This window comes from Pseudomonas sp. B21-036 (genome assembly GCF_024748925.1).
GTDB lineage: Bacteria > Pseudomonadota > Gammaproteobacteria > Pseudomonadales > Pseudomonadaceae > Aquipseudomonas > Aquipseudomonas palmensis.
On record NZ_CP087178.1, the window covers coordinates 5,418,991 to 5,437,283 of the forward strand.

Consider the following 18,293-nt stretch of genomic DNA (forward strand, 5'->3'; position numbering starts at 1 on the left):
ATAGAAACCATCTGTTCAGCGACCGACTCGTTCGGCGCAAGCGCTGGGCGACTGAAACAGTCGCTAGTCTGGCAAGATCCACGGCGCGGTTTCAACCAGAGTGCGCCGCAGATCGCCATTCAACCCAAGGCTGAGCCTAGCACCTGCTCACTTCAACGCTTCGAGCGTCAGGTCCAGGCATTTGCGTGCCTTTTCCACCAGCTCGTCGATCTCCTCGCAGGTGATGACCAGCGGCGGCGCGATGATCATGGTGTCGCCCACGGCGCGCATGATCAGCCCGTTGTCGAAGCAGAACTGGCGGCAGATCATGCCCACGCCCTTGCCCTCGTAACGGGTGCGGGTCGCCTTGTCCTTGACCAGCTCGATCGCGCCAAGCATGCCCAGGCCACGGACCTCGCCCACCAGCGGATGATCGTTCAGCTCACGCAGACGTTTCTGCAAATACGGTGCCGTTTCTGCCTGAACGCGCTCGATGATTTTCTCGTCGCGCAGGATCCGCAGGTTTTCCAGGGCCACCGCTGCCGCCACCGGGTGGCCGCTATAGGTGAAGCCGTGGTTGAAGTCGCCGCCTTCACTGAGCACGGCCGCCACTTCGTCACGCACGATCACGCCGCCCATGGGGATGTAGCCCGAAGTCAGGCCCTTGGCGATGGTCATCAGGTCGGGCTTGAGGCCGTAGTAGTCGGTACCGAACCACTGGCCGGTACGACCGAAACCGCAGATCACCTCATCGGCAATGAACAGGATTTCGTACTTGGCGAGGATTTCCTTGATCTTCGGCCAGTAGGTTTCTGGTGGGATGATCACCCCGCCAGCACCCTGGATCGGCTCGGCGATAAAGGCGGCCACGTTGTCTTCGCCGACCTCGAGGATCTTCTTCTCCAGTTGCTCGGCGGCCCATACGCCGAACGCGTCCGGGGTCATGTCGCCGCCTTCGCCGAACCAGTACGGCTGCGCAATATGCACGATGCCCGGCAGCGTACCGCCCTGCTCGTGCATGCCGCTCATGCCGCCCAGGGCAGCGCCGGCCACGGTGGAGCCGTGATAGCCGTTGACCCGACCGATGATCACCTGCTTCTGCGGCTTGCCCTTGAGCGCCCAGTAATGGCGGACCATGCGCAGGTTGGTGTCGTTGCCTTCGGAGCCGGAGCCGGTGAAGAACACATGGCTCATGCCCGCAGGGGCCACCTCGGTGATCGCCCGGGCCAGCTCCAGCGCCGGCGGGTGGGCGGTCTGGAAGAACAGGTTGTAGTACGGCAGCTCGCGCATCTGGCTGGCTGCCGCCTCGGCCAGTTCTTCACGGCCGTAGCCGACGGCCACGCACCACAGCCCGGCCATGCCGTCGAGGATCTTGTTGCCCTCGCTGTCCCACAGGTGCACGCCCTTGGCCTTGGTGATGATCCGCGGGCCTTTTTCCTTCAGCTGCTTGTAGTCGCTGAACGGCGCCAGGTGATGATCACGACTCAGGTCTTGCCACTCGCGGGTTTGCGGGTTCTTGACGCTCATGTGCTTCTCCGATGACTGACGGCCGCGCTCCTGCGGCCCCGGGGTTTATCAGACCGCGAACAGCAGGAACTCGCGTTCCCAGGAGCTGATCACGCGTTTGAAATTTTCATGCTCGGCGCGTTTGGTGGCGACGTAGCCTGCGATGAATTTCTTGCCCAGGTACGGCTCCAGCGCGCTGCAGTTCTCCATGCGTTCAAGGGCGTCCTCGATGGTCAGCGGCAGGCGCAGGTTGCGCCGCTCGTAACCGCGACCCTTGACCGGCGCGCTGGGGTTGATGCCTTCGACCATGCCGATGTAGCCGCACAACAGGCTGGCGGCAATCGCCAGGTAAGGGTTGGCGTCGGCGCCGGGCAGGCGGTTTTCCACACGCCGGTTCTGCGGGCCGGCATCCGGCACGCGCAGGCCCACGGTGCGGTTCTCCTCGCCCCACTCCACGTTCACCGGCGCCGAGGTGTCGGGCAGGAAGCGGCGGAACGAGTTGACGTTGGGGGCAAACAGCGGCAGCACCGACGGGATGAACTTCTGCAGGCCACCGACGTGGTGCAGGAACAGCTGGCTCATGCTGCCGTCTTCGTTGGAGAAGATGTTCTTGCCGGTGTTCACGTCGATGATGCTCTGGTGCAGGTGCATCGCACTGCCCGGCTCGCCGGTCATGGGCTTGGCCATGAAGGTGGCGGCGACGTTGTGCTTGAGCGCGGCCTCACGCATGGTGCGCTTGAACACCAGGATCTGGTCGGCCAGCGACAGCGCGTTGCCGTGACGGAAGTTGATTTCCATCTGCGCGGTGCCGTCCTCGTGGATCAGCGTGTCCAGGTCCAGGTGCTGCAGTTCGCACCAGTCGTAGACGTCCTCGAACAGCGGGTCGAATTCGTTGGCGGCCTCGATGGAGAACGACTGGCGACCGGTCTCGGGGCGACCCGAGCGGCCGATGGGCGGCTGCAGCGGGAAGTCCGGGTCCTCGCAGCGCTTGGTCAGGTAGAACTCCATCTCCGGCGCCACGATCGGCTGCCAGCCTTTGTCGGCGTAGAGCTTCAAGACCTTCTTGAGCACGTTGCGCGGCGACAGCTCGACCGGGTTGCCCTGCTTGTCGTAGGTGTCGTGGATCACCTGCGCGGTGGGCTCGATGGCCCATGGCACCAGGAATACCGCGTTCTCGTCGGGGCGACAGATCATGTCGATGTCGGCCGGATCGAGCAGCTCGTAATAGATGTCATCGTCGACGTAGTCGCCGGTCACCGTCTGCAACAGCACACTTTCGGGCAGGCGCATGCCCTTTTCGGCAATGAACTTGTTGGTGGGGGAGATCTTGCCGCGCGTGATACCGGTGAGGTCGCTGATCAGACACTCGACTTCGGTGATCTTGTGCTCTTTCAACCAATCGGTGAGCTGGTCGAGGTTGTTACTCATAAATACCTCAGGAGGTAAATGTCTGGACTGACGTCAGGACGCCCAGGCTGGGCCGTCCTGCTCATTCTGGATGCCGCACGACGCTAAAGCAAAGCACCTGCCACGGGGCGAACGCGCAGGGCAATACCCGCTGGGCCGCCTGGCCGGCTATAGTGGTGGCAGTCGATTACAGAAGAGGGTGCGATACCGGGCATGCAGCCCAGGCCGTCAATTATTGCGGCCAGGTGGTGGCGCACGGCCACGCGGTATCTGCCGTGGGTGCGGCGGGCGTGCAGACCGATCCGCGCGGTGCGGCCGGTGACGCCGATTGTCGGCTGGCGAGACATGTAACCCCCGGTATTATTGCTGTTATGGGTTGCAACCGAGCTTAGCCTTGTTCATTTTTTTACACAACACCCCTGTAAAAAATAGAATACGGCCCGCTCAAAGTCGCTGTCTCGCTACCAAAGCAGGCCTTGTCGACGCCCTCATTTGCAGCAAAAATGCCGCTTCAGCGCCGTTTTAGGGCATGATGGGGCTGGCTTGACTTCAGCAGGGCTTTCGCGTTGACTGAACCTGCAAGCCCCCATTGATTGATATTTTTAACAACAAAGGTGTTGCATCATGTCGGTACCCCCGCGTGCCGTTCAGCTTAACGAAGCGAACGCGTTCCTTAAGGAACATCCTGAGGTTCTCTACGTTGACCTTCTGATTGCAGATATGAATGGTGTGGTGCGTGGCAAGCGCATCGAACGCACGAGCCTGCACAAGGTTTACGAGAAAGGCATCAACCTGCCGGCCTCCCTCTTCGCCCTGGACATCAACGGTTCCACCGTCGAAAGCACCGGCCTGGGCCTGGACATCGGCGATGCCGACCGTATCTGCTATCCCATCCCCGGTACCCTCTCCAACGAGCCCTGGCAGAAGCGCCCTACCGCGCAGCTGCTGATGACCATGCACGAGCTCGAGGGCGAGCCGTTCTTCGCCGACCCGCGTGAAGTGCTGCGCCAGGTGGTGAGCAAGTTCGACGACCTGGGCCTGACCATCTGCGCCGCGTTCGAGCTGGAGTTCTACCTGATCGACCAGGAGAACGTGAACGGCCGCCCGCAGCCGCCGCGCTCGCCGATCTCGGGCAAGCGTCCGATCTCCACCCAGGTGTACCTGATCGACGACCTCGACGAGTACGTCGACTGCCTGCAGGACATTCTGGAAGGTGCCAAGGAACAAGGCATCCCGGCTGACGCCATCGTCAAGGAAAGTGCCCCGGCGCAGTTCGAAGTGAACCTGCACCACGTGGCCGACCCGATCAAGGCCTGCGACTACGCGGTACTGCTCAAGCGTCTGATCAAGAACATCGCCTACGACCATGAGATGGACACCACCTTCATGGCCAAGCCGTACCCTGGCCAGGCGGGCAATGGTCTGCACGTGCATATCTCGGTGCTGGACAAGGATGGCAAGAACATCTTTACCAGCGAGGATCCCGAGCAGAACGCCGCATTGCGTCACGCGATCGGCGGTGTGCTCGAGACCCTGCCGGCGTCGATGGCGTTCCTGTGCCCGAACGTCAACTCGTACCGCCGTTTTGGTGCCCAGTTCTACGTGCCCAACTCCCCGACCTGGGGCCTGGACAACCGTACCGTGGCCTTGCGCGTACCGACCGGCACGCCGGACGCCGTGCGCCTGGAGCACCGTGTGGCCGGTGCCGACGCCAACCCGTACCTGCTGATGGCAGCCGTACTGGCGGGCGTGCACCACGGCTTGACCAACAAGGTCGAACCGGGCCCGGCGATGGTGGGCAACTCCTACGAGCAGAACGAGCAGAGCCTGCCGAACAACCTGCGTGATGCACTGCGCGAGCTGGACGACAGCGAGATCATGGCCAAGTACATCGATCCGAAGTACATCGATATCTTCGTGGCCTGCAAGGAAAGCGAGCTGGAGGAGTTCGAACACTCCATCTCCGACCTTGAGTACAACTGGTACCTGCACACCGTGTAAGGTCCATTCGCCGGCAAGGCCGGCTCCTACAGGGTCGATGTGACCGTGTAGGAGCCGACCTTGCCGGCGAAGCCCTTAAAGCGCCTTCTCGAAGATCTTCGAATTGCGCTGGTAGTTGTACAGCGAAGCCCTCGCCGCAGGCAGCCGCTCCACCTCGCTGGGCACGAAGCCGCGTTCGCGGAACCAGTGCGCCGTGCGCGTCGTCAGCACGAACAAGGTCTTCAAGCCCATCTCCCGCGCCCGTGTCTCGATGCGCTCCAGCAACTCGTCGCCACGCCCGCCATGCCGGTATTCCGGGTTCACCGCCAGGCACGCCAACTCGCCCGCCTCCGAATCGGCGATCGGGTACAGCGCCGCGCAGGCAATGATCATCCCCTCGCGCTCCACCACACTGAACTGCTCGATCTCGCGCTCCAGCACCTCGCGCGAACGCCGCACCAGGATGCCCTGCTCTTCCAGCGGGCTGATCAGGTCCAGCAGGCCGCCGACATCCTCGATGGCCGCCTCGCGCACCTTCTCGAACTGTTCCTGAGCCACCAGCGTGCCGCCACCGTCACGGGTGAACAGCTCGGTGAGCAGCGCACCGTCCTCGGCATAGCTGACGATGTGGCTGCGCGCCACGCCGCCACGGCAGGCTTCGGCGGCCGCGTCCAGCAACTCGCCCTGATAGTCCGAGCCCAGGCGCTGCAGATGCGCCGGCACCTGCTGCGGGCGCAGCTCACGCACCAGCCTGCCGCTCTCATCCATCAGCCCGCGCTCGGCGCCGAACAGCAGCAGCTTGTCGGCCCCCAGCTCGATGGCCGCACGGGTGGCGACGTCTTCGCAGGCCAGGTTGAAGATCTCGCCGGTGGGCGAATAGCCCAGCGGCGACAGCAGCACGATGGAGCGCTCGTCGAGCAGGCGATTGATGCCCTTGCGATCGACCCGGCGCACTTCGCCGGTGTGGTGATAATCGACGCCTTCGAGCACGCCGATGGGGCGCGCCGTGACCAGGTTGCCGGCGGCCACGCGCAGGCGCGAACCCTGCATCGGCGACGCGGCCATGTCCATCGACAGGCGCGCCTCGATGGCGATGCGCAGGTGGCCGACCGCGTCGATCACGCATTCCAGGGTGGCCGCATCGGTGATGCGCAGGCCGTGATGGTAGTGCGCGCTCAGGCCGCGGGCGGCCAGGCGGCTTTCGATCTGCGGGCGCGAACCGTGCACCAGCACCAGGCGCACGCCCAGGCTGTGCAGCAGCACCAGGTCGTGGACGATATTGCCGAAGTTGGGGTGCTCGACCCCGTCACCGGGCAGCATGACCACGAAGGTGCAGTCGCGGTGGGCATTGATGTAAGGCGAAGCATGACGCAGCCAATTGACGTATTCGGGCATAACCAGAGCCTGTAGAAACCTGTGGAAAAAGGACAAGAACGGAAAAGCACACAGCGCTCGAAGGGTTATCGTCGCAACAGGTCTGGCGTCACGCGCGTTCTCCTTGGGTAAAAACGGTTGAAATCAGCGGGCAATTACCGGGTTGAGGCAATAATGCCCGATCAACTCACGCAATAGACGCACGGTAGGCTCCAGGCGTGACATTTCGAGGTACTCGCCCGGCTGGTGGGCACAGCTGATGTCGCCGGGGCCCAGCACCAGGGTTTCACAGCCCAGACGTTGAAGATAAGGCGCCTCGGTACCAAAGGCCACCGCCTCGGCCGTATGCCCGGTAAGACGCTCGGCCACGCGCACCAGTTCGGCGTCGGCGGCCTGCTCGAACGGCGGCACCTCGGGAAACAGCGGCGCGTAGTCGATCTTCACCTGGTGCTGTTCGGCCAGCGGCGCCAGCTTGCTGCGGATCGCAGCACGCAGCACTTCGGGGTCCATGCCCGGCAGCGGACGCAGGTCGAACTCCAGGGCGCACTGCCCGCAGATACGGTTGGGGTTGTCGCCACCGTGGATGCAGCCGAAGTTCATGGTCGGCTGCGGCACGCTGAACTGGGCGTTGCTGTACTGCTGCTGCCATTGCCGGCGCAGGCCCATCAGCTCGCCCATCACCGCATGCATCGCCTCCGAGGCGCTGTGGCCCAGGCTCGGGTCGGACGAATGACCGCTGCGCCCGAGGATATCGATGCGCTCCATCATCACCCCCTTGTGCAGGCGGATCGGGCGCAGCCCGGTCGGCTCGCCGATCACCGCTGCACGGCCCAGCGGGCGGGCGGCATCGGCCAGGGCGCGGGCGCCGGACATCGAACTTTCCTCGTCGCAGGTAGCCAGGATCAGCAGCGGCTGCCTGAACGGCTGCTCGAGCAGCGGGCGTACCGCCTCGATCACCAGGGCGAAGAAGCCCTTCATGTCGCAACTGCCAAGGCCCACCCAGCGCCCGTCAACCTCGGTCAGCTTGAGCGGATCGGTCTGCCACAGCTGCGGGTCATAGGGCACCGTGTCGCTGTGCCCGGCCAGCACCAGGCCGCCGGGGCCGCTGCCGTAGCTGGCCAGCAGGTTGAACTTGCCCGGCGTCACCTCCTGCAGCTCGCAGGCAAAACCCAGGTCACCCAGCCAGGTGGCCAGCAGGTCGATCACCGCGCGGTTGGACTGGTCCAGGCTCGGCTGGGTGCAACTGACCGACGGCGTGGCGATCAGGGCGGCGAACTGGTCTTTGAGCGGCGGCAAAGGCATGCGCATTCTCCTCGGTACGAGGCCCATCATAGGGCTATCGGGCACCTGGAATAAACCGTCAGCGGCCGACTCCTGTACACTGCACGGCCAAGACGCACCCAGTCATCGAGCCTGCCAGCAATGAACAAAGAAACCGAACTCAAACTGCGGGTCAGCCGCGAGACCCTCGCTGCCCTGCGCGAACACCCGTTGCTGAAGAAGCGCAACAAGTCCGGCTGGCAGCAGCGCGAGCTGCTCAATCAATATTTCGATACCCCAGAACGCGACCTGGCCGCAGCCAAGGTGGCCCTGCGCCTGCGCCGTGACGGCGACGTGGTGATCCAGACCCTCAAGGCCCGTGGCCACAGCACCGCCGGGCTGTCGGTACGCAACGAGCACGAATGGCAGCTGCCCAAGGCCAAGCTCGACCTCAAGAAGCTCGACGAGCAGGTATGGCCGGCCGAGCTGGCCGACCTGGACAAGAAAACCATCAAGCCGCTGTTCAGCACCGACTTCACCCGCGAGTACGCCGAAATCGCCTGGGGCCGTGGCAAGGCCAAGGTGGTCATCGAGGCTGCGCTGGACCTGGGCCATGTAGTGGCCGGCAAGCAGAAGGAAGCCATCTGCGAGCTTGAGCTGGAACTGCGTGAAGGCGACCCGGCCGCACTGCTGGAACTGGCCGCCGAGCTGGCCGCCAGCCTGCCGCTGATGCCGTGCGACATCAGCAAGGCCGAACGCGGCTACCGCCTGCTCGACCCCTCGAGCTTCGCCGTGAGCCTGCCGCCTGCTGAACTGAACGCCGAGATGCCGCTGGACGATGCCTTCGCGGCACTGGCCTGGCACCTGCTGGGCAGCAGCCAGCGCCTGGCCGAGCAGTACCTGTTCAACGGACACTGGCGCCTGCTGCAGGACTGGGTCCAGAGCCTGGCCGAACTGCGCGCCCTGCTCGGCAGCCTGGGCCAGGCCGCGCCGCGCCCGACCACCAGCGCCCTGCGTGCCAGCCTCGACGCCCTGCTCGAGGACTGGCGCCCGCTGGTGCTGGCCGGCAACGACGACGAAGACGTGCGCCGCGCGGCGCCCGAGCAGTTTGCCGAAGAACTGCTCGACACCCGCTGGGGCCAGTTCTCGCTGGACACCTCGCGCTGGCTGCTGGCCCGTGGCTGGACCGTCGAGCGCAACAAGCGTGGCGACCGCCAGGGCGCTGCGCAACTGGGCAACTGGCTCAAGGTGCTGCTGTCGGACGAAGCCAACGCGCTGCAACTGCCGCTGTACCACCGCCAGCCTGAAGACCTGGCCGAACAGCTGCCGCGCATCGAGCGCCTGCTGGCCTGGCTGCACCATGCCCGCCAGGTGCTGGAAAGCCCCGACCTGGACCGCCTGTTCGGCGAGCTGAACAAGCTGCACGAACTGGCCAGCCTGCCAATCAGCGACGACGTGCTCGAAGCCCGTGTGCATCAGGCCATGGCAGTGTTCCAGAGCCGCGGCTGGAAGCACCTGCTGCGCAAGTGACGGCTACACCGGCAAGCTGGTCGTGGACTTGATTTCGGACAAGGCCACGATCGAGTTGACCTCCTGGATCCCCGGCACCATCGACAGCTTTTCGAAGAAGAACCGTTCGTAGGCTTCGATGTCCGGGGTGACGATGCGCAGCAGGAAGTCCACTGCGCCCATCAGCACATAGCATTCCAGCACCTCGGGAAACTCGCGGATCGCCTCGGTGAATTCGGCGAAGTTGGTCCGCCCGTGGGCGTTGAGTTTGACCTCGGCGAAAATCTGCGTGTTCAGGCCGATCTTCTTGCGATCGAGCAGGGTCACCTGCCCGCGAATCACCCCCTCCTCCTTGAGCCGCTGGATCCGCCGCCAGCACGGCGACTGCGACAGGCCGACCCGTTCGGCAATCTGTGCGCTGGACAGCGACGCATCCTCCTGCAGCAGAGCCAGGATACGTCGGTCGTAGGCGTCCAGTTGGCTTTGCATGTTTTATCCCCTCAAGGCGCCATTAATGAATTGAACAATGCGCAGATTACGCAGATCGCTCGATCATAGAGAAAAAATACCCGGTTGAAGATGTAAAAATTCCTCCATCGAAACCGGAGATTTCCCATGAGCGCCCACGAACGGCTGGACAGCCCCGTCACCCCGCTGCGCAGCGATGTCTGGGCCGCCAATGCTGCGCACAGCAGCGTGCGCTACAGCCTGCAGGTGGAAGCCGAGCCGGACAGCCTGTGCCGCGTGCTCAACCTGTTTGCCCTGCAGTTCCTTACCCCGCACCAGGTACAGATGCAGCAGCAGGACGACCTGTTGAACCTGGAGATCGGCGTAGCCGGCCTGAGCTGGCACCGCGCCGAACTGATTGCACAGAAAATGCGCAACCTGATCTGTGTCGCCCAGGTCAGCGTCGAGCCTCTGGCGGCCTCGCGCATGCCATTGCAGCAGGCACGCTGAACAGAAAAATCCGGCAACCCTTGCGACAGGCCCTGTGGTCCGCTGGCAGCTAGCCTTGGCTGGCCGTCCGACCTTCGCAAGGAAGCCCCATGCCTGCCACGCCGCCCGATCGCTGGCTCGACCTCGACACCCTGCTCGCCGAACTGCTCGCCCAGCAACGCATCAGCCCCGCCTGTGCGCGCCCCTGGCCGCAGGCCGCCAATGAACCCACACATCCGCTGGAGCGCATCGCCCGACGCGGCCTGAACGACCTGCAACGCCCCGGCCATACCCTGGACCTCGATGCCCTGGGCGAATGGCTGGGCCGCCAGGCCGGCCAGCGCCATGTGCGCATCGACCCCCTGGCACTGCAGGCAGCCAGCCTCGGCGGGCTGATGTCGGCCGCATTCGCGCGGCGTCACCAGATTCTGGCCATCGCGGTGGATGCCCACACGGTGACAGTCGCCAGCGCCCAGCCCTACGTACGCAGCTGGGAGCGCGACCTTGGGCAGGTGCTGCAACGCAGGGTGCAGCGGGTGCTGGCCAGCCCGGTGCAGATCCGTGAGCTGAGCCAGGCGGTGTTTCGCCTGGCCCACTCGGTCAGTGGTGCCAGCCAGCAGGCCGTGCCCGGGCCCGACGGCGCCAGCCTCGAGGCACTGCTCGACCTGGGCAACAGCGCAGGCGACGTCGATGCCAACGAGACGCACATCGTCGGCATCGTCGACTGGCTGTTGCAGTACGCCTTCGAGCAGCGCGCCAGCGATATCCACATCGAGCCGCGCCGCGACCAGGGCCACCTGCGCCTGCGCATCGACGGCCTGCTGCACCCGGCCTACCAGTTCCCGCCGGCGGTGACCCTGGCGGTGGTCAGCCGGCTCAAGAGCCTGGGGCGCATGAACGTCGCGGAAAAGCGCCGCCCGCAGGATGGCCGCATCAAGGCCCGCTCGGCCGCCGGCGCCGAGGTCGAGCTGCGCCTGGCCACCCTGCCCACCGCGTTCGGCGAGAAACTGGTACTGCGTATCTTCGACCCGCACCTGCTGCACCAGGACTTCACCCAGCTGGGCCTGGACGGCGAGGCGCTGCAGCACTGGCAGGCGATGCTGCACCAGCCCCACGGCATCATCCTGGTGACCGGGCCGACCGGCTCGGGCAAGACCAGCACCCTGTACGCCACCCTCAAGCAACTGGCCACGCCACAGGTCAACCTGTGCACCCTCGAAGACCCGATCGAACAGCTCGAGCCGGCCTTCAACCAGATGCAGGTGCAGCCCGGCATCGACCTGGGCTTTGCCAACGGTGTGCGTGCGCTGCTGCGCCAGGACCCGGACATCATCATGATCGGCGAGATCCGCGATGCCGACACCGCGCAGGTGGCGATCCAGGCCGCGCTCACCGGCCACCTGGTGCTCTCGACCCTGCACACCAACGATGCCTGCGGCGCCGTCGGGCGCCTGCTGGAACTGGGCATCGCGCCGTACCTGATCCGTGCCACGCTTGTCGGCGTGCTGGCCCAGCGCCTGGTGCGCACGCTGTGCCCGGCGTGCAAGGTGGCGCAGCCGCTCGACATGGCGCACTGGCGCGAACTCGACCCGCAGGCGCCGCTGCCCACCGCTACCTGCCAGGCTGAAGGCTGCCGCGATTGCCGGTACACCGGCTACCGGGGCCGCACCGGCCTGTTCGAGCTGCTGCCTGTGAGCCCACGCCTGCGCGAGCAGCTGTCGGGCGACGTCGACCTGGCAAACCTGCGCCGCCAGGCCCGGGCCGAGGGGCTGGGCAGCCTGCGCATCAGCGGCGCGCAAAAAGTCGCCGCAGGGCTGACTACACTGACAGAAGTGATTCGCGTTACTGCATGAAATGAAATGATCCGGCGCTGGCCTGCACAGCTGACCACATGCCAAGCTTGCGCACTTTCAGTCCTGCTGACCAAGGAAACGTCATGCAAATCGGAATGGTAATGCTGTTATTCGTGGGCCTGGCCCTGGCGCTGGTGTTCATGGGGTTCAAGGTGGTGCCGCAGGGTTTCCAGTGGACCGTGGAACGCTTTGGCCGCTACACCACCACCCTCAAGCCGGGCCTCAACATCATCGTGCCGGTGATGGACCGCATCGGGCGCAAGATCAACATGATGGAAAGCGTGCTGGACATCCCGCCGCAGGAAGTCATCACCGCCGACAACGCCACCGTGCAGATCGATGCGGTGTGCTTCTTCCAGGTGGTCAACACGGCGCAGGCCGCCTACGAGGTCAACAACCTCGAGCACGCCACCCGCAACCTGCTGCAGACCAACATCCGTACCGTGCTCGGCTCCATGGAACTGGACGCCATGCTCAGCCAGCGCGACGCCATCAACGAGCGCCTGCTGCGCACCGTGGATGAAGCCACCGCACCGTGGGGCATCAAGATCACCCGTATCGAGATCAAGGACATCAGCCCGCCGGCCGACCTGATGGCCGCCATGTCCGGGCAGATGAAAGCCGAGCGGGTCAAGCGTGCGCAGATCCTCGAAGCCGAGGGCCTGCGGGCGGCTGCCATCCTCACCGCCGAAGGCAAGAAACAGGCGCAGATCCTCGAGGCCGAGGGTGAGCGTCAGGCGGCCTTCCTGGAATCGGAGGCCCGCGAGCGCCAGGCCGAAGCCGAAGCCCGCGCCACCCAGGTGGTGTCCGAGGCCATCGCCAACGGCAATGTGCAGGCCATCAACTACTTCGTGGCGCAGAAATACGTCGACGCGCTGGGCAAGCTGGCCTCGGCCAACAACAGCAAGGTGGTGCTGATGCCGCTGGAAGCCAGCCAGGTGATCGGCGCCGTCGGCGGCATCGGCGAGATCGTGCGGGCCACCTTCGACGGCAAGAAGGGCTGAGCATGTGGGACTACCTGCAACACCTGTCGTTCTGGGACTGGCTGGCGCTCGGTACGCTGCTGCTGATCCTGGAGGTGTTCGGCGCCGGCGGCTACCTGCTGTGGATCGGGGTGGCGGCGGCGGGCGTGGGCGTGATTACCTTCGTCGTCCCGCAGCTGCCGTGGACCTTGCAGTTCCTGCTGTTCGGCCTGCTGTCGGTATTCACCGCAGTGTTCTGGTGGCACCGTCAGCGCAGCAATGCCAGCCCCAGCGATGCGCCGGGGCTGAACATGCGCGGCCAGGAACTGATCGGCCGGACCTTCGTGGTGCAGGAGGCCATCGTGGGCGGTCGCGGCAAGATCAAGGTCGGCGACGGGGTGTGGATGGTCCGCGGGCCGGACCTGCCGGTGGGCACCCCGGTGCAAGTGCTGTCGCAGGACGGCGCGATACTGCAGGTTGGCCCCGCACCGTAGGCCCTGGGGAACTTGCCTGGGGAAATCACGATCCAACGCACCATAATAGCCCCCACACTGGAGTAAGCCCCATGCGCGTCAAACTTGCGGTTGCCACCCTTGCCTTGTTGTCGCTGCCGGTTGGCTCGGCGATGGCTGATGGCTTCTGGCGTGATGTGATTTCGTCCGGTGCCACCACCGGCTCCACCTACCTGACCTTCAAGGACCACAAGCTGGTGGTGGCGGCGCAGGAAGATGCCAGCAGCTATGTGGCCAGCAACGGCCAGATCAGCGGGCCGTATCTTGAGGCTGCCATGCAGCGTGTGCGTGCCGAGCAGCCAGGGCTGCAGGTCAGCGACATGGAGCTGGCCAATGCGATCCTGGCGCAGAATGCCGTGACCGAGTAATCACCTCGCCGGCAATGCCGGCTCCTACAGGAGCCAGCCTTGTCGGCCACGAGGCCCTGGCCTCAGCGATAATCCTCCACCGGCACACACGCACAGAACAGGTTGCGGTCCCCGTACACGTTGTCCACCCGGTTCACCGCCGGCCAGTACTTGTGCAGCCGCGCATGGTGGCTCGGCGCAACACCCTGTTCGATCGAGTAAGGTCGTTCCCACACCCCCAGCACATCCGCCAAGGTATGCGGCGCCCGCTTGAGCGGGTTGTCCTCGGCTGGCCAGTTGCCGTTCTGCACCTCTGCAATCTCGGCCCGAATCTTCAGCATCGCCTCCACGAAGCGGTCCAGCTCGGCCTTGGACTCGCTCTCGGTCGGCTCCACCATCAAGGTGCCCGGCACCGGGAACGACATGGTCGGCGCATGGAACCCGTAGTCCATCAGGCGCTTGGCCACATCCTCTTCGGTGATGGCGGTCAGCGTCTTCAAGGGCCGCAGGTCGAGGATGCACTCATGCGCCACCCGCCCATTGCGCCCGCGGTACAGCACCGGGAACGCCCCGCCCAACTGCTGGGCCAGATAGTTGGCCGACAGGATCGCCACCTCGCTGGCATCGGCCAGTTGCGGCCCCATCATGGCGATGTACATCCAGCTGATCGGCAGGATGCTCGCACTGCCCCAGGGCGCCGCACTGACCGCGGTGTTCTGCGGGTCGGGCCCGGGCACCGGCACCACCGGATGGCTGGCCACGAACGGTGCCAGGTGTGCACGCACGCCGATCGGGCCCATGCCCGGCCCGCCACCGCCATGGGGAATGCAGAAGGTCTTGTGCAGGTTCATGTGCGATACATCGGCACCGATGTCCGCCGGCCGCGCCAACCCAACCTGGGCATTGAGGTTGGCGCCATCCATGTACACCTGGCCACCGTGGCTGTGGATAACTTCGCAGATCTCACTGATGCCTTCCTCGTACACACCGTGGGTCGACGGGTAGGTGGCCATCAGGCAGGCCAGACGCTCACCTGCCGCCTGGGCCTTGGCCTTGAGGTCGGCCAGGTCGACGTTGCCCGCCACATCGCATTCCACGATCACCACCTGCATGCCGGCCATCTGCGCAGACGCCGGGTTGGTGCCGTGCGCCGAGGCCGGGATCAGGCAGATATCGCGCTGACCCTGCTGGCGGCTGCGGTGGTACTTGCTGATCGCCAGCAGCCCCGCGTATTCACCCTGGGCACCGGAGTTGGGTTGCATGCAGATGGCATCGAAACCGGTGATCGCGCACAGCCAGCGCTCCAGCTCGTCGATCATCGCGGTATAGCCCTGGGCCTGGCTGAGCGGCGCGAACGGGTGCAGGTTGGCGAAGGCCGGCCAGGTGATGGGGATCATCTCGCTGCTGGCGTTGAGCTTCATGGTGCACGAGCCCAGCGGGATCATCGACTGGTTGAGGGCCAGATCCTTGTTCTCCAGCTGCTTGAGGTAACGCAGCATCTCGGTTTCGCTGTGGTGCAGGTTGAACACCGGGTGCGTCAGAAACGCCGACTGGCGCTGCAAGGCGTCGGGGATGCCGCTGTGCTGCGCCTGGGCATCCAGCTCGGCCACGCTCAGCCCATGGTCGGCGCCCAGAAAGATGCCGAACAGGCGCAGCACCGTGGCCTCGTCGCAGGTTTCATCCAGGCTTACGCCCAGGTGCCCGCGGCCCAGGATGCGCAGGTTGATCTGCGCGGCCTCGGCGCTCTGGATGATCGCGGTCTGGCTGCCGCCGACGTCCAGGGTCAGGGTGTCAAAGAAGTGCTCGTTCAAGCGCTTGAGCCCCTTGGCTTGCAGGCCGGCAGCCAGGATCACCGTGAGCCGGTGCACCCGCTGGGCGATGCGCCTGAGCCCTTCGGGCCCGTGGTACACGGCATAGAACCCGGCGATGTTGGCCAGCAGCACCTGCGCGGTGCAGATGTTGGAGTTGGCCTTCTCGCGGCGGATGTGCTGTTCGCGGGTCTGCAGGGCCATGCGCAGCGCCAGGTTGCCGCGCGCGTCCTTGGAAACGCCGATGATGCGCCCTGGCATGGCGCGCTTGAAGTCGTCGCGGCAGGCAAAGTAGGCCGCGTGCGGGCCCCCGTAGCCCATGGGCACGCCAAAGCGCTGGGTCGAGCCGAGCACCACGTCGGCGCCCTGCTCGCCCGGCGGGGTCAACAGCACCAGGCTCAGCAGGTCGGCGGCGACGCAGGCCAGCGCCTGCTGGGCATGCAGCTGCTCGATGGCCGGGCGCAGGTCGTGCACCCCGCCGTGGGTGTTGGGGTATTGCAGCAGCGCGCCGAACACCCGGTGCTTGTCCAGGTTGTCCAGCCCATCGACGATCAGCTCGAAGCCGAAGCCCTCGGCGCGGGTCTGCAATACGGACAGGGTCTGCGGGTGGCAATGTTCATCGACGAAGAACGCATTGCTGCGCGACTTGGCCATGCGCCGTGCCAGAGCCATGGCTTCGGCAGCGGCCGTCGCTTCGTCGAGCAGCGAGGCATTGGCCAGGTCCAGCCCGGTCAGGTCGATGACCATCTGCTGGTAATTGAGCAGCGCCTCCAGGCGACCCTGGGCGATCTCCGGCTGATACGGCGTATAGGCGGTGTACCAGCCGGGGTTCTCCAGCACGTTGCGCAGGATCACCGTGGGCGTCAGGGTAGCGTGGTACCCCATGCCGATCAGGCTGGTCCACACCTGGTTCTGCTCGGCGTAACCGCGCAGTTTTGCCAGGGCGGCCTGTTCATCAAGCGCCGGGGGCAGTTCCAGCGGGCGGTTCAGGCGAATGCCCGGCGGGACGGTCTGCTCAATCAGTTCACTGCAACTGCTCAGGCCCAGGGCCTGCAACATCGCCTGCTGCTCGGCCGCATCCGGGCCAAGATGACGACGCAGGAACGGGTTGGGATCGTGCAGTTGGCTCAGGGACGGCGACTGGGACATAGCGGCTCTCTCTTCCAAGACCAAGCCTCGAGGGGTCGAGGCTTATTGAGTCTAGGAAGGGATTGCCGTTCGTGCGGGAAAAACTACTCGCCGATGGCGGCCTTGTAGCCGGCAGCGTCCAGCAACTGCTCCAGCTCTGCCGGGTTGGACGGCTTGAGCTTGAAGATCCAGCTGGCGTAAGGATCGTTGTTCAGGTTCTCAGGGCTGTCGCTAAGGTCTTCGTTGACCGCGATCACTTCGCCGCTGACCGGCGCGTAGATATCCGAAGCGGCTTTCACCGACTCCACCACACCGGCGGCGTCCTTGGCCGCGAACACCTTGCCGACCTCGGCCAGTTCGACGAATACCACGTCGCCCAGAGCCTCCTGGGCGTGGTCGCTGATGCCCACGGTGACGGTACCGTCGGCTTCCAGCCTGGCCCACTCGTGGCTCTCGGCAAAACGCAGGTCGGCGGGGATATTGCTCATAGTGTCTTTCCTCAACAGGTCAGCGGTCGGCCCGCCGGAATGAATTCAGATCAGGATCTTGCCCTGGCGCACGAAGGTCGGCTTGACCACCCGTACCGGGTACCACTTGCCGCGAATTTCCACCTCGGCGCGGTCGGCGGTAGCCACCGGCACGCGGGCCAGGGCAATCGCCTTGCTCAGCGTAGGAGAGAAACTACCACTGGTGATCTCCCCTTCGCCAATCTGTGCGATTCGCACCACCTGATGCGCACGCAGTACACCGCGTTCCTCGAGCACCAGGCCGACCAGTTTCAGCTGCACGCCTGCGGCCTGTTCGGCCTCCAGCGCACGGCGTCCGATGAAGTCGCGGTCGGCCGGTTCCAGGGCGATGTTGTGGGCCAGGTTGGAGGTCAGTGGCGAGTGTGCCTCGTCGATGTCCTGTCCGTACAGCGTCATGCCCGCTTCCAGGCGCAAGGTATCGCGCGCGCCCAGCCCGCTGGGGGCAATACCGGCGCCGACCAGGTCGTTGAAGAACGCCGGGGCCTGCTCTGCCGGCAGGGTGATCTCCAGGCCGTCTTCGCCGGTGTAGCCGGTACGCGAGATGAACCAGTCCCCACTGCTGCGGCCTTCGAAGGGGGCCAGTTCACGAATCAGCGCCGCACGGTCACTGCTCACCAGTTCGGCCAGCTTGTCCCGCGCATGCGGGCCCTGCACAGCGAAGATCGACAGTTCGGGACGCTCGCGCACCTGCACGTCGTAGTCGCCGATATGGGCCTGCAGCCAGGCCAGGTCCTTGTCGCGGGTGGCGGCGTTGGCCACCAGGCGGTAGCCGTCGTCGGTGCGGTAGACCAGCAGGTCGTCGATCACACCGCCCTGTTCGTTGAGCAGGGTGCTGTACAGGGCCTTGCCGTGGGCATTCGGGCTGGCCACATCGTTGGCCAGCAACCAGCGCAGCCAGGGCGTGGCCTGGGCGCCGTGCACATCGATCACGGTGAGGTGCGAGACATCGAAGACCCCGCAGTCGCGGCGCACCTGGTGGTGCTCCTCGACTTGCGAGCCGTAATGCAGGGGCATGTCCCAACCGCCAAAATCGACCATCTTGGCGCCAAGCGCCAGGTGCAGGTCATAAAGAGGCGTACGCTGTCCCATGGGTTTCTCCTTCCGGGCGTGGCGAGGCTGCGGCTGAGGGCAGCGTTTCAGCTACCCGGTGCTGATCGGCCGCAGCGAATGCCGCGCATTGTAGCCGCAAGGGCGCAGCCTTACAC

The 18,293-nt window shown here is 65.1% G+C and carries 15 protein-coding genes; 7 read left to right on the plus strand and 8 right to left on the minus strand.

Going from position 1 to position 18,293, the window contains the following annotated elements; all coding sequences use genetic code 11:
- Positions 1 to 147: 147 nt before the first annotated feature.
- Positions 148 to 1,506, minus strand: a complete 1,359-nt coding sequence (locus tag LOY33_RS24705) for an aspartate aminotransferase family protein (RefSeq protein ID WP_043863425.1) — start codon at positions 1,504 to 1,506, stop codon at positions 148 to 150.
- Positions 1,507 to 1,554: 48 nt separating this feature from the next.
- Positions 1,555 to 2,913, minus strand: a complete 1,359-nt coding sequence (locus tag LOY33_RS24710; RefSeq protein WP_043863424.1) for a glutamine synthetase family protein — start codon at positions 2,911 to 2,913, stop codon at positions 1,555 to 1,557.
- Between the two features lie 603 nt (positions 2,914 to 3,516).
- Between LOY33_RS24710 and LOY33_RS24715 the strand changes: the two genes are divergently transcribed.
- On the plus strand, positions 3,517 to 4,893 hold the full coding sequence (locus LOY33_RS24715) for a glutamine synthetase family protein (RefSeq protein WP_043863423.1): 1,377 nt from the start codon (positions 3,517 to 3,519) through the stop codon (positions 4,891 to 4,893).
- Positions 4,894 to 4,968: 75 nt separating this feature from the next.
- Here LOY33_RS24715 and argA read toward each other — a convergent pair whose 3' ends face one another.
- On the minus strand, positions 4,969 to 6,267 hold the full coding sequence (gene argA / locus LOY33_RS24720; RefSeq protein ID WP_043863422.1) for an amino-acid N-acetyltransferase: 1,299 nt from the start codon (positions 6,265 to 6,267) through the stop codon (positions 4,969 to 4,971).
- 123 nt (positions 6,268 to 6,390) lie between these two features.
- Positions 6,391 to 7,548, minus strand: coding sequence for an acetylornithine deacetylase (gene argE, locus LOY33_RS24725; RefSeq protein ID WP_258660402.1), 1,158 nt, complete (start codon positions 7,546 to 7,548; stop codon positions 6,391 to 6,393).
- A gap of 120 nt (positions 7,549 to 7,668) precedes the next feature.
- Here argE and LOY33_RS24730 point away from each other — a divergent pair, with 120 nt between their 5' ends.
- Positions 7,669 to 9,036, plus strand: a complete 1,368-nt coding sequence (locus LOY33_RS24730) for an inorganic triphosphatase (protein ID WP_054915510.1) — start codon at positions 7,669 to 7,671, stop codon at positions 9,034 to 9,036.
- Positions 9,037 to 9,039: 3 nt separating this feature from the next.
- Here LOY33_RS24730 and LOY33_RS24735 read toward each other — a convergent pair whose 3' ends face one another.
- Positions 9,040 to 9,504, minus strand: coding sequence for an Lrp/AsnC family transcriptional regulator (locus LOY33_RS24735; RefSeq protein ID WP_043863419.1), 465 nt, complete (start codon positions 9,502 to 9,504; stop codon positions 9,040 to 9,042).
- Positions 9,505 to 9,630: 126 nt separating this feature from the next.
- Between LOY33_RS24735 and LOY33_RS24740 the strand changes: the two genes are divergently transcribed.
- The 5 genes from LOY33_RS24740 (at position 9,631) to LOY33_RS24760 (ending at position 13,646) form a co-directional block, all read left to right on the plus strand.
- On the plus strand, positions 9,631 to 9,972 hold the full coding sequence (locus LOY33_RS24740) for a hypothetical protein (protein ID WP_043863418.1): 342 nt from the start codon (positions 9,631 to 9,633) through the stop codon (positions 9,970 to 9,972).
- A gap of 89 nt (positions 9,973 to 10,061) precedes the next feature.
- A complete protein-coding gene (locus tag LOY33_RS24745; protein ID WP_258660415.1) occupies positions 10,062 to 11,804 on the plus strand; it encodes a GspE/PulE family protein in 1,743 nt (580 codons plus the stop codon).
- A gap of 83 nt (positions 11,805 to 11,887) precedes the next feature.
- On the plus strand, positions 11,888 to 12,808 hold the full coding sequence (locus LOY33_RS24750; RefSeq protein WP_043863416.1) for an SPFH domain-containing protein: 921 nt from the start codon (positions 11,888 to 11,890) through the stop codon (positions 12,806 to 12,808).
- 2 nt (positions 12,809 to 12,810) lie between these two features.
- Positions 12,811 to 13,260: an NfeD family protein gene (locus LOY33_RS24755; protein ID WP_054915507.1), complete on the plus strand. Its 450-nt coding sequence runs from the start codon at positions 12,811 to 12,813 to the stop codon at positions 13,258 to 13,260.
- A gap of 71 nt (positions 13,261 to 13,331) precedes the next feature.
- Complete coding sequence (locus LOY33_RS24760; protein ID WP_043863414.1) at positions 13,332 to 13,646, plus strand: DUF2388 domain-containing protein; 315 nt, start codon at positions 13,332 to 13,334, stop codon at positions 13,644 to 13,646.
- A gap of 62 nt (positions 13,647 to 13,708) precedes the next feature.
- Here the strand turns inward: LOY33_RS24760 and gcvP are convergent, their stop codons facing one another.
- The 3 genes from gcvP to gcvT form a co-directional block, all read right to left on the minus strand.
- Positions 13,709 to 16,582: an aminomethyl-transferring glycine dehydrogenase gene (gcvP, locus tag LOY33_RS24765; protein WP_258660418.1), complete on the minus strand. Its 2,874-nt coding sequence runs from the start codon at positions 16,580 to 16,582 to the stop codon at positions 13,709 to 13,711.
- A gap of 83 nt (positions 16,583 to 16,665) precedes the next feature.
- Entirely contained in the window at positions 16,666 to 17,049 is a 384-nt protein-coding gene (gene gcvH / locus LOY33_RS24770) for a glycine cleavage system protein GcvH (RefSeq protein ID WP_043863412.1), read from the minus strand.
- Positions 17,050 to 17,094: 45 nt separating this feature from the next.
- Positions 17,095 to 18,177, minus strand: a complete 1,083-nt coding sequence (gcvT, locus tag LOY33_RS24775) for a glycine cleavage system aminomethyltransferase GcvT (RefSeq protein WP_043863411.1) — start codon at positions 18,175 to 18,177, stop codon at positions 17,095 to 17,097.
- Between the last annotated feature and the right edge of the window lie 116 nt (positions 18,178 to 18,293).

What these genes read in the sequence shown, in the direction of transcription:
- LOY33_RS24705 (WP_043863425.1), bottom strand. Translation starts at nt 1,506, where the DNA reads ATGAGCGTCAAGAACCCGCAAACCCGCGAGTGGCAAGACCTGAGTCGT.
- LOY33_RS24710 (WP_043863424.1), bottom strand. Translation starts at nt 2,913, where the DNA reads ATGAGTAACAACCTCGACCAGCTCACCGATTGGTTGAAAGAGCACAAG.
- LOY33_RS24715 (WP_043863423.1), top strand. Translation starts at nt 3,517, where the DNA reads ATGTCGGTACCCCCGCGTGCCGTTCAGCTTAACGAAGCGAACGCGTTC.
- argA (WP_043863422.1), bottom strand. Translation starts at nt 6,267, where the DNA reads ATGCCCGAATACGTCAATTGGCTGCGTCATGCTTCGCCTTACATCAAT.
- argE (WP_258660402.1), bottom strand. Translation starts at nt 7,548, where the DNA reads ATGCCTTTGCCGCCGCTCAAAGACCAGTTCGCCGCCCTGATCGCCACG.
- LOY33_RS24730 (WP_054915510.1), top strand. Translation starts at nt 7,669, where the DNA reads ATGAACAAAGAAACCGAACTCAAACTGCGGGTCAGCCGCGAGACCCTC.
- LOY33_RS24735 (WP_043863419.1), bottom strand. Translation starts at nt 9,504, where the DNA reads ATGCAAAGCCAACTGGACGCCTACGACCGACGTATCCTGGCTCTGCTG.
- LOY33_RS24740 (WP_043863418.1), top strand. Translation starts at nt 9,631, where the DNA reads ATGAGCGCCCACGAACGGCTGGACAGCCCCGTCACCCCGCTGCGCAGC.
- LOY33_RS24745 (WP_258660415.1), top strand. Translation starts at nt 10,062, where the DNA reads ATGCCTGCCACGCCGCCCGATCGCTGGCTCGACCTCGACACCCTGCTC.
- LOY33_RS24750 (WP_043863416.1), top strand. Translation starts at nt 11,888, where the DNA reads ATGCAAATCGGAATGGTAATGCTGTTATTCGTGGGCCTGGCCCTGGCG.
- LOY33_RS24755 (WP_054915507.1), top strand. Translation starts at nt 12,811, where the DNA reads ATGTGGGACTACCTGCAACACCTGTCGTTCTGGGACTGGCTGGCGCTC.
- LOY33_RS24760 (WP_043863414.1), top strand. Translation starts at nt 13,332, where the DNA reads ATGCGCGTCAAACTTGCGGTTGCCACCCTTGCCTTGTTGTCGCTGCCG.
- gcvP (WP_258660418.1), bottom strand. Translation starts at nt 16,582, where the DNA reads ATGTCCCAGTCGCCGTCCCTGAGCCAACTGCACGATCCCAACCCGTTC.
- gcvH (WP_043863412.1), bottom strand. Translation starts at nt 17,049, where the DNA reads ATGAGCAATATCCCCGCCGACCTGCGTTTTGCCGAGAGCCACGAGTGG.
- gcvT (WP_043863411.1), bottom strand. Translation starts at nt 18,177, where the DNA reads ATGGGACAGCGTACGCCTCTTTATGACCTGCACCTGGCGCTTGGCGCC.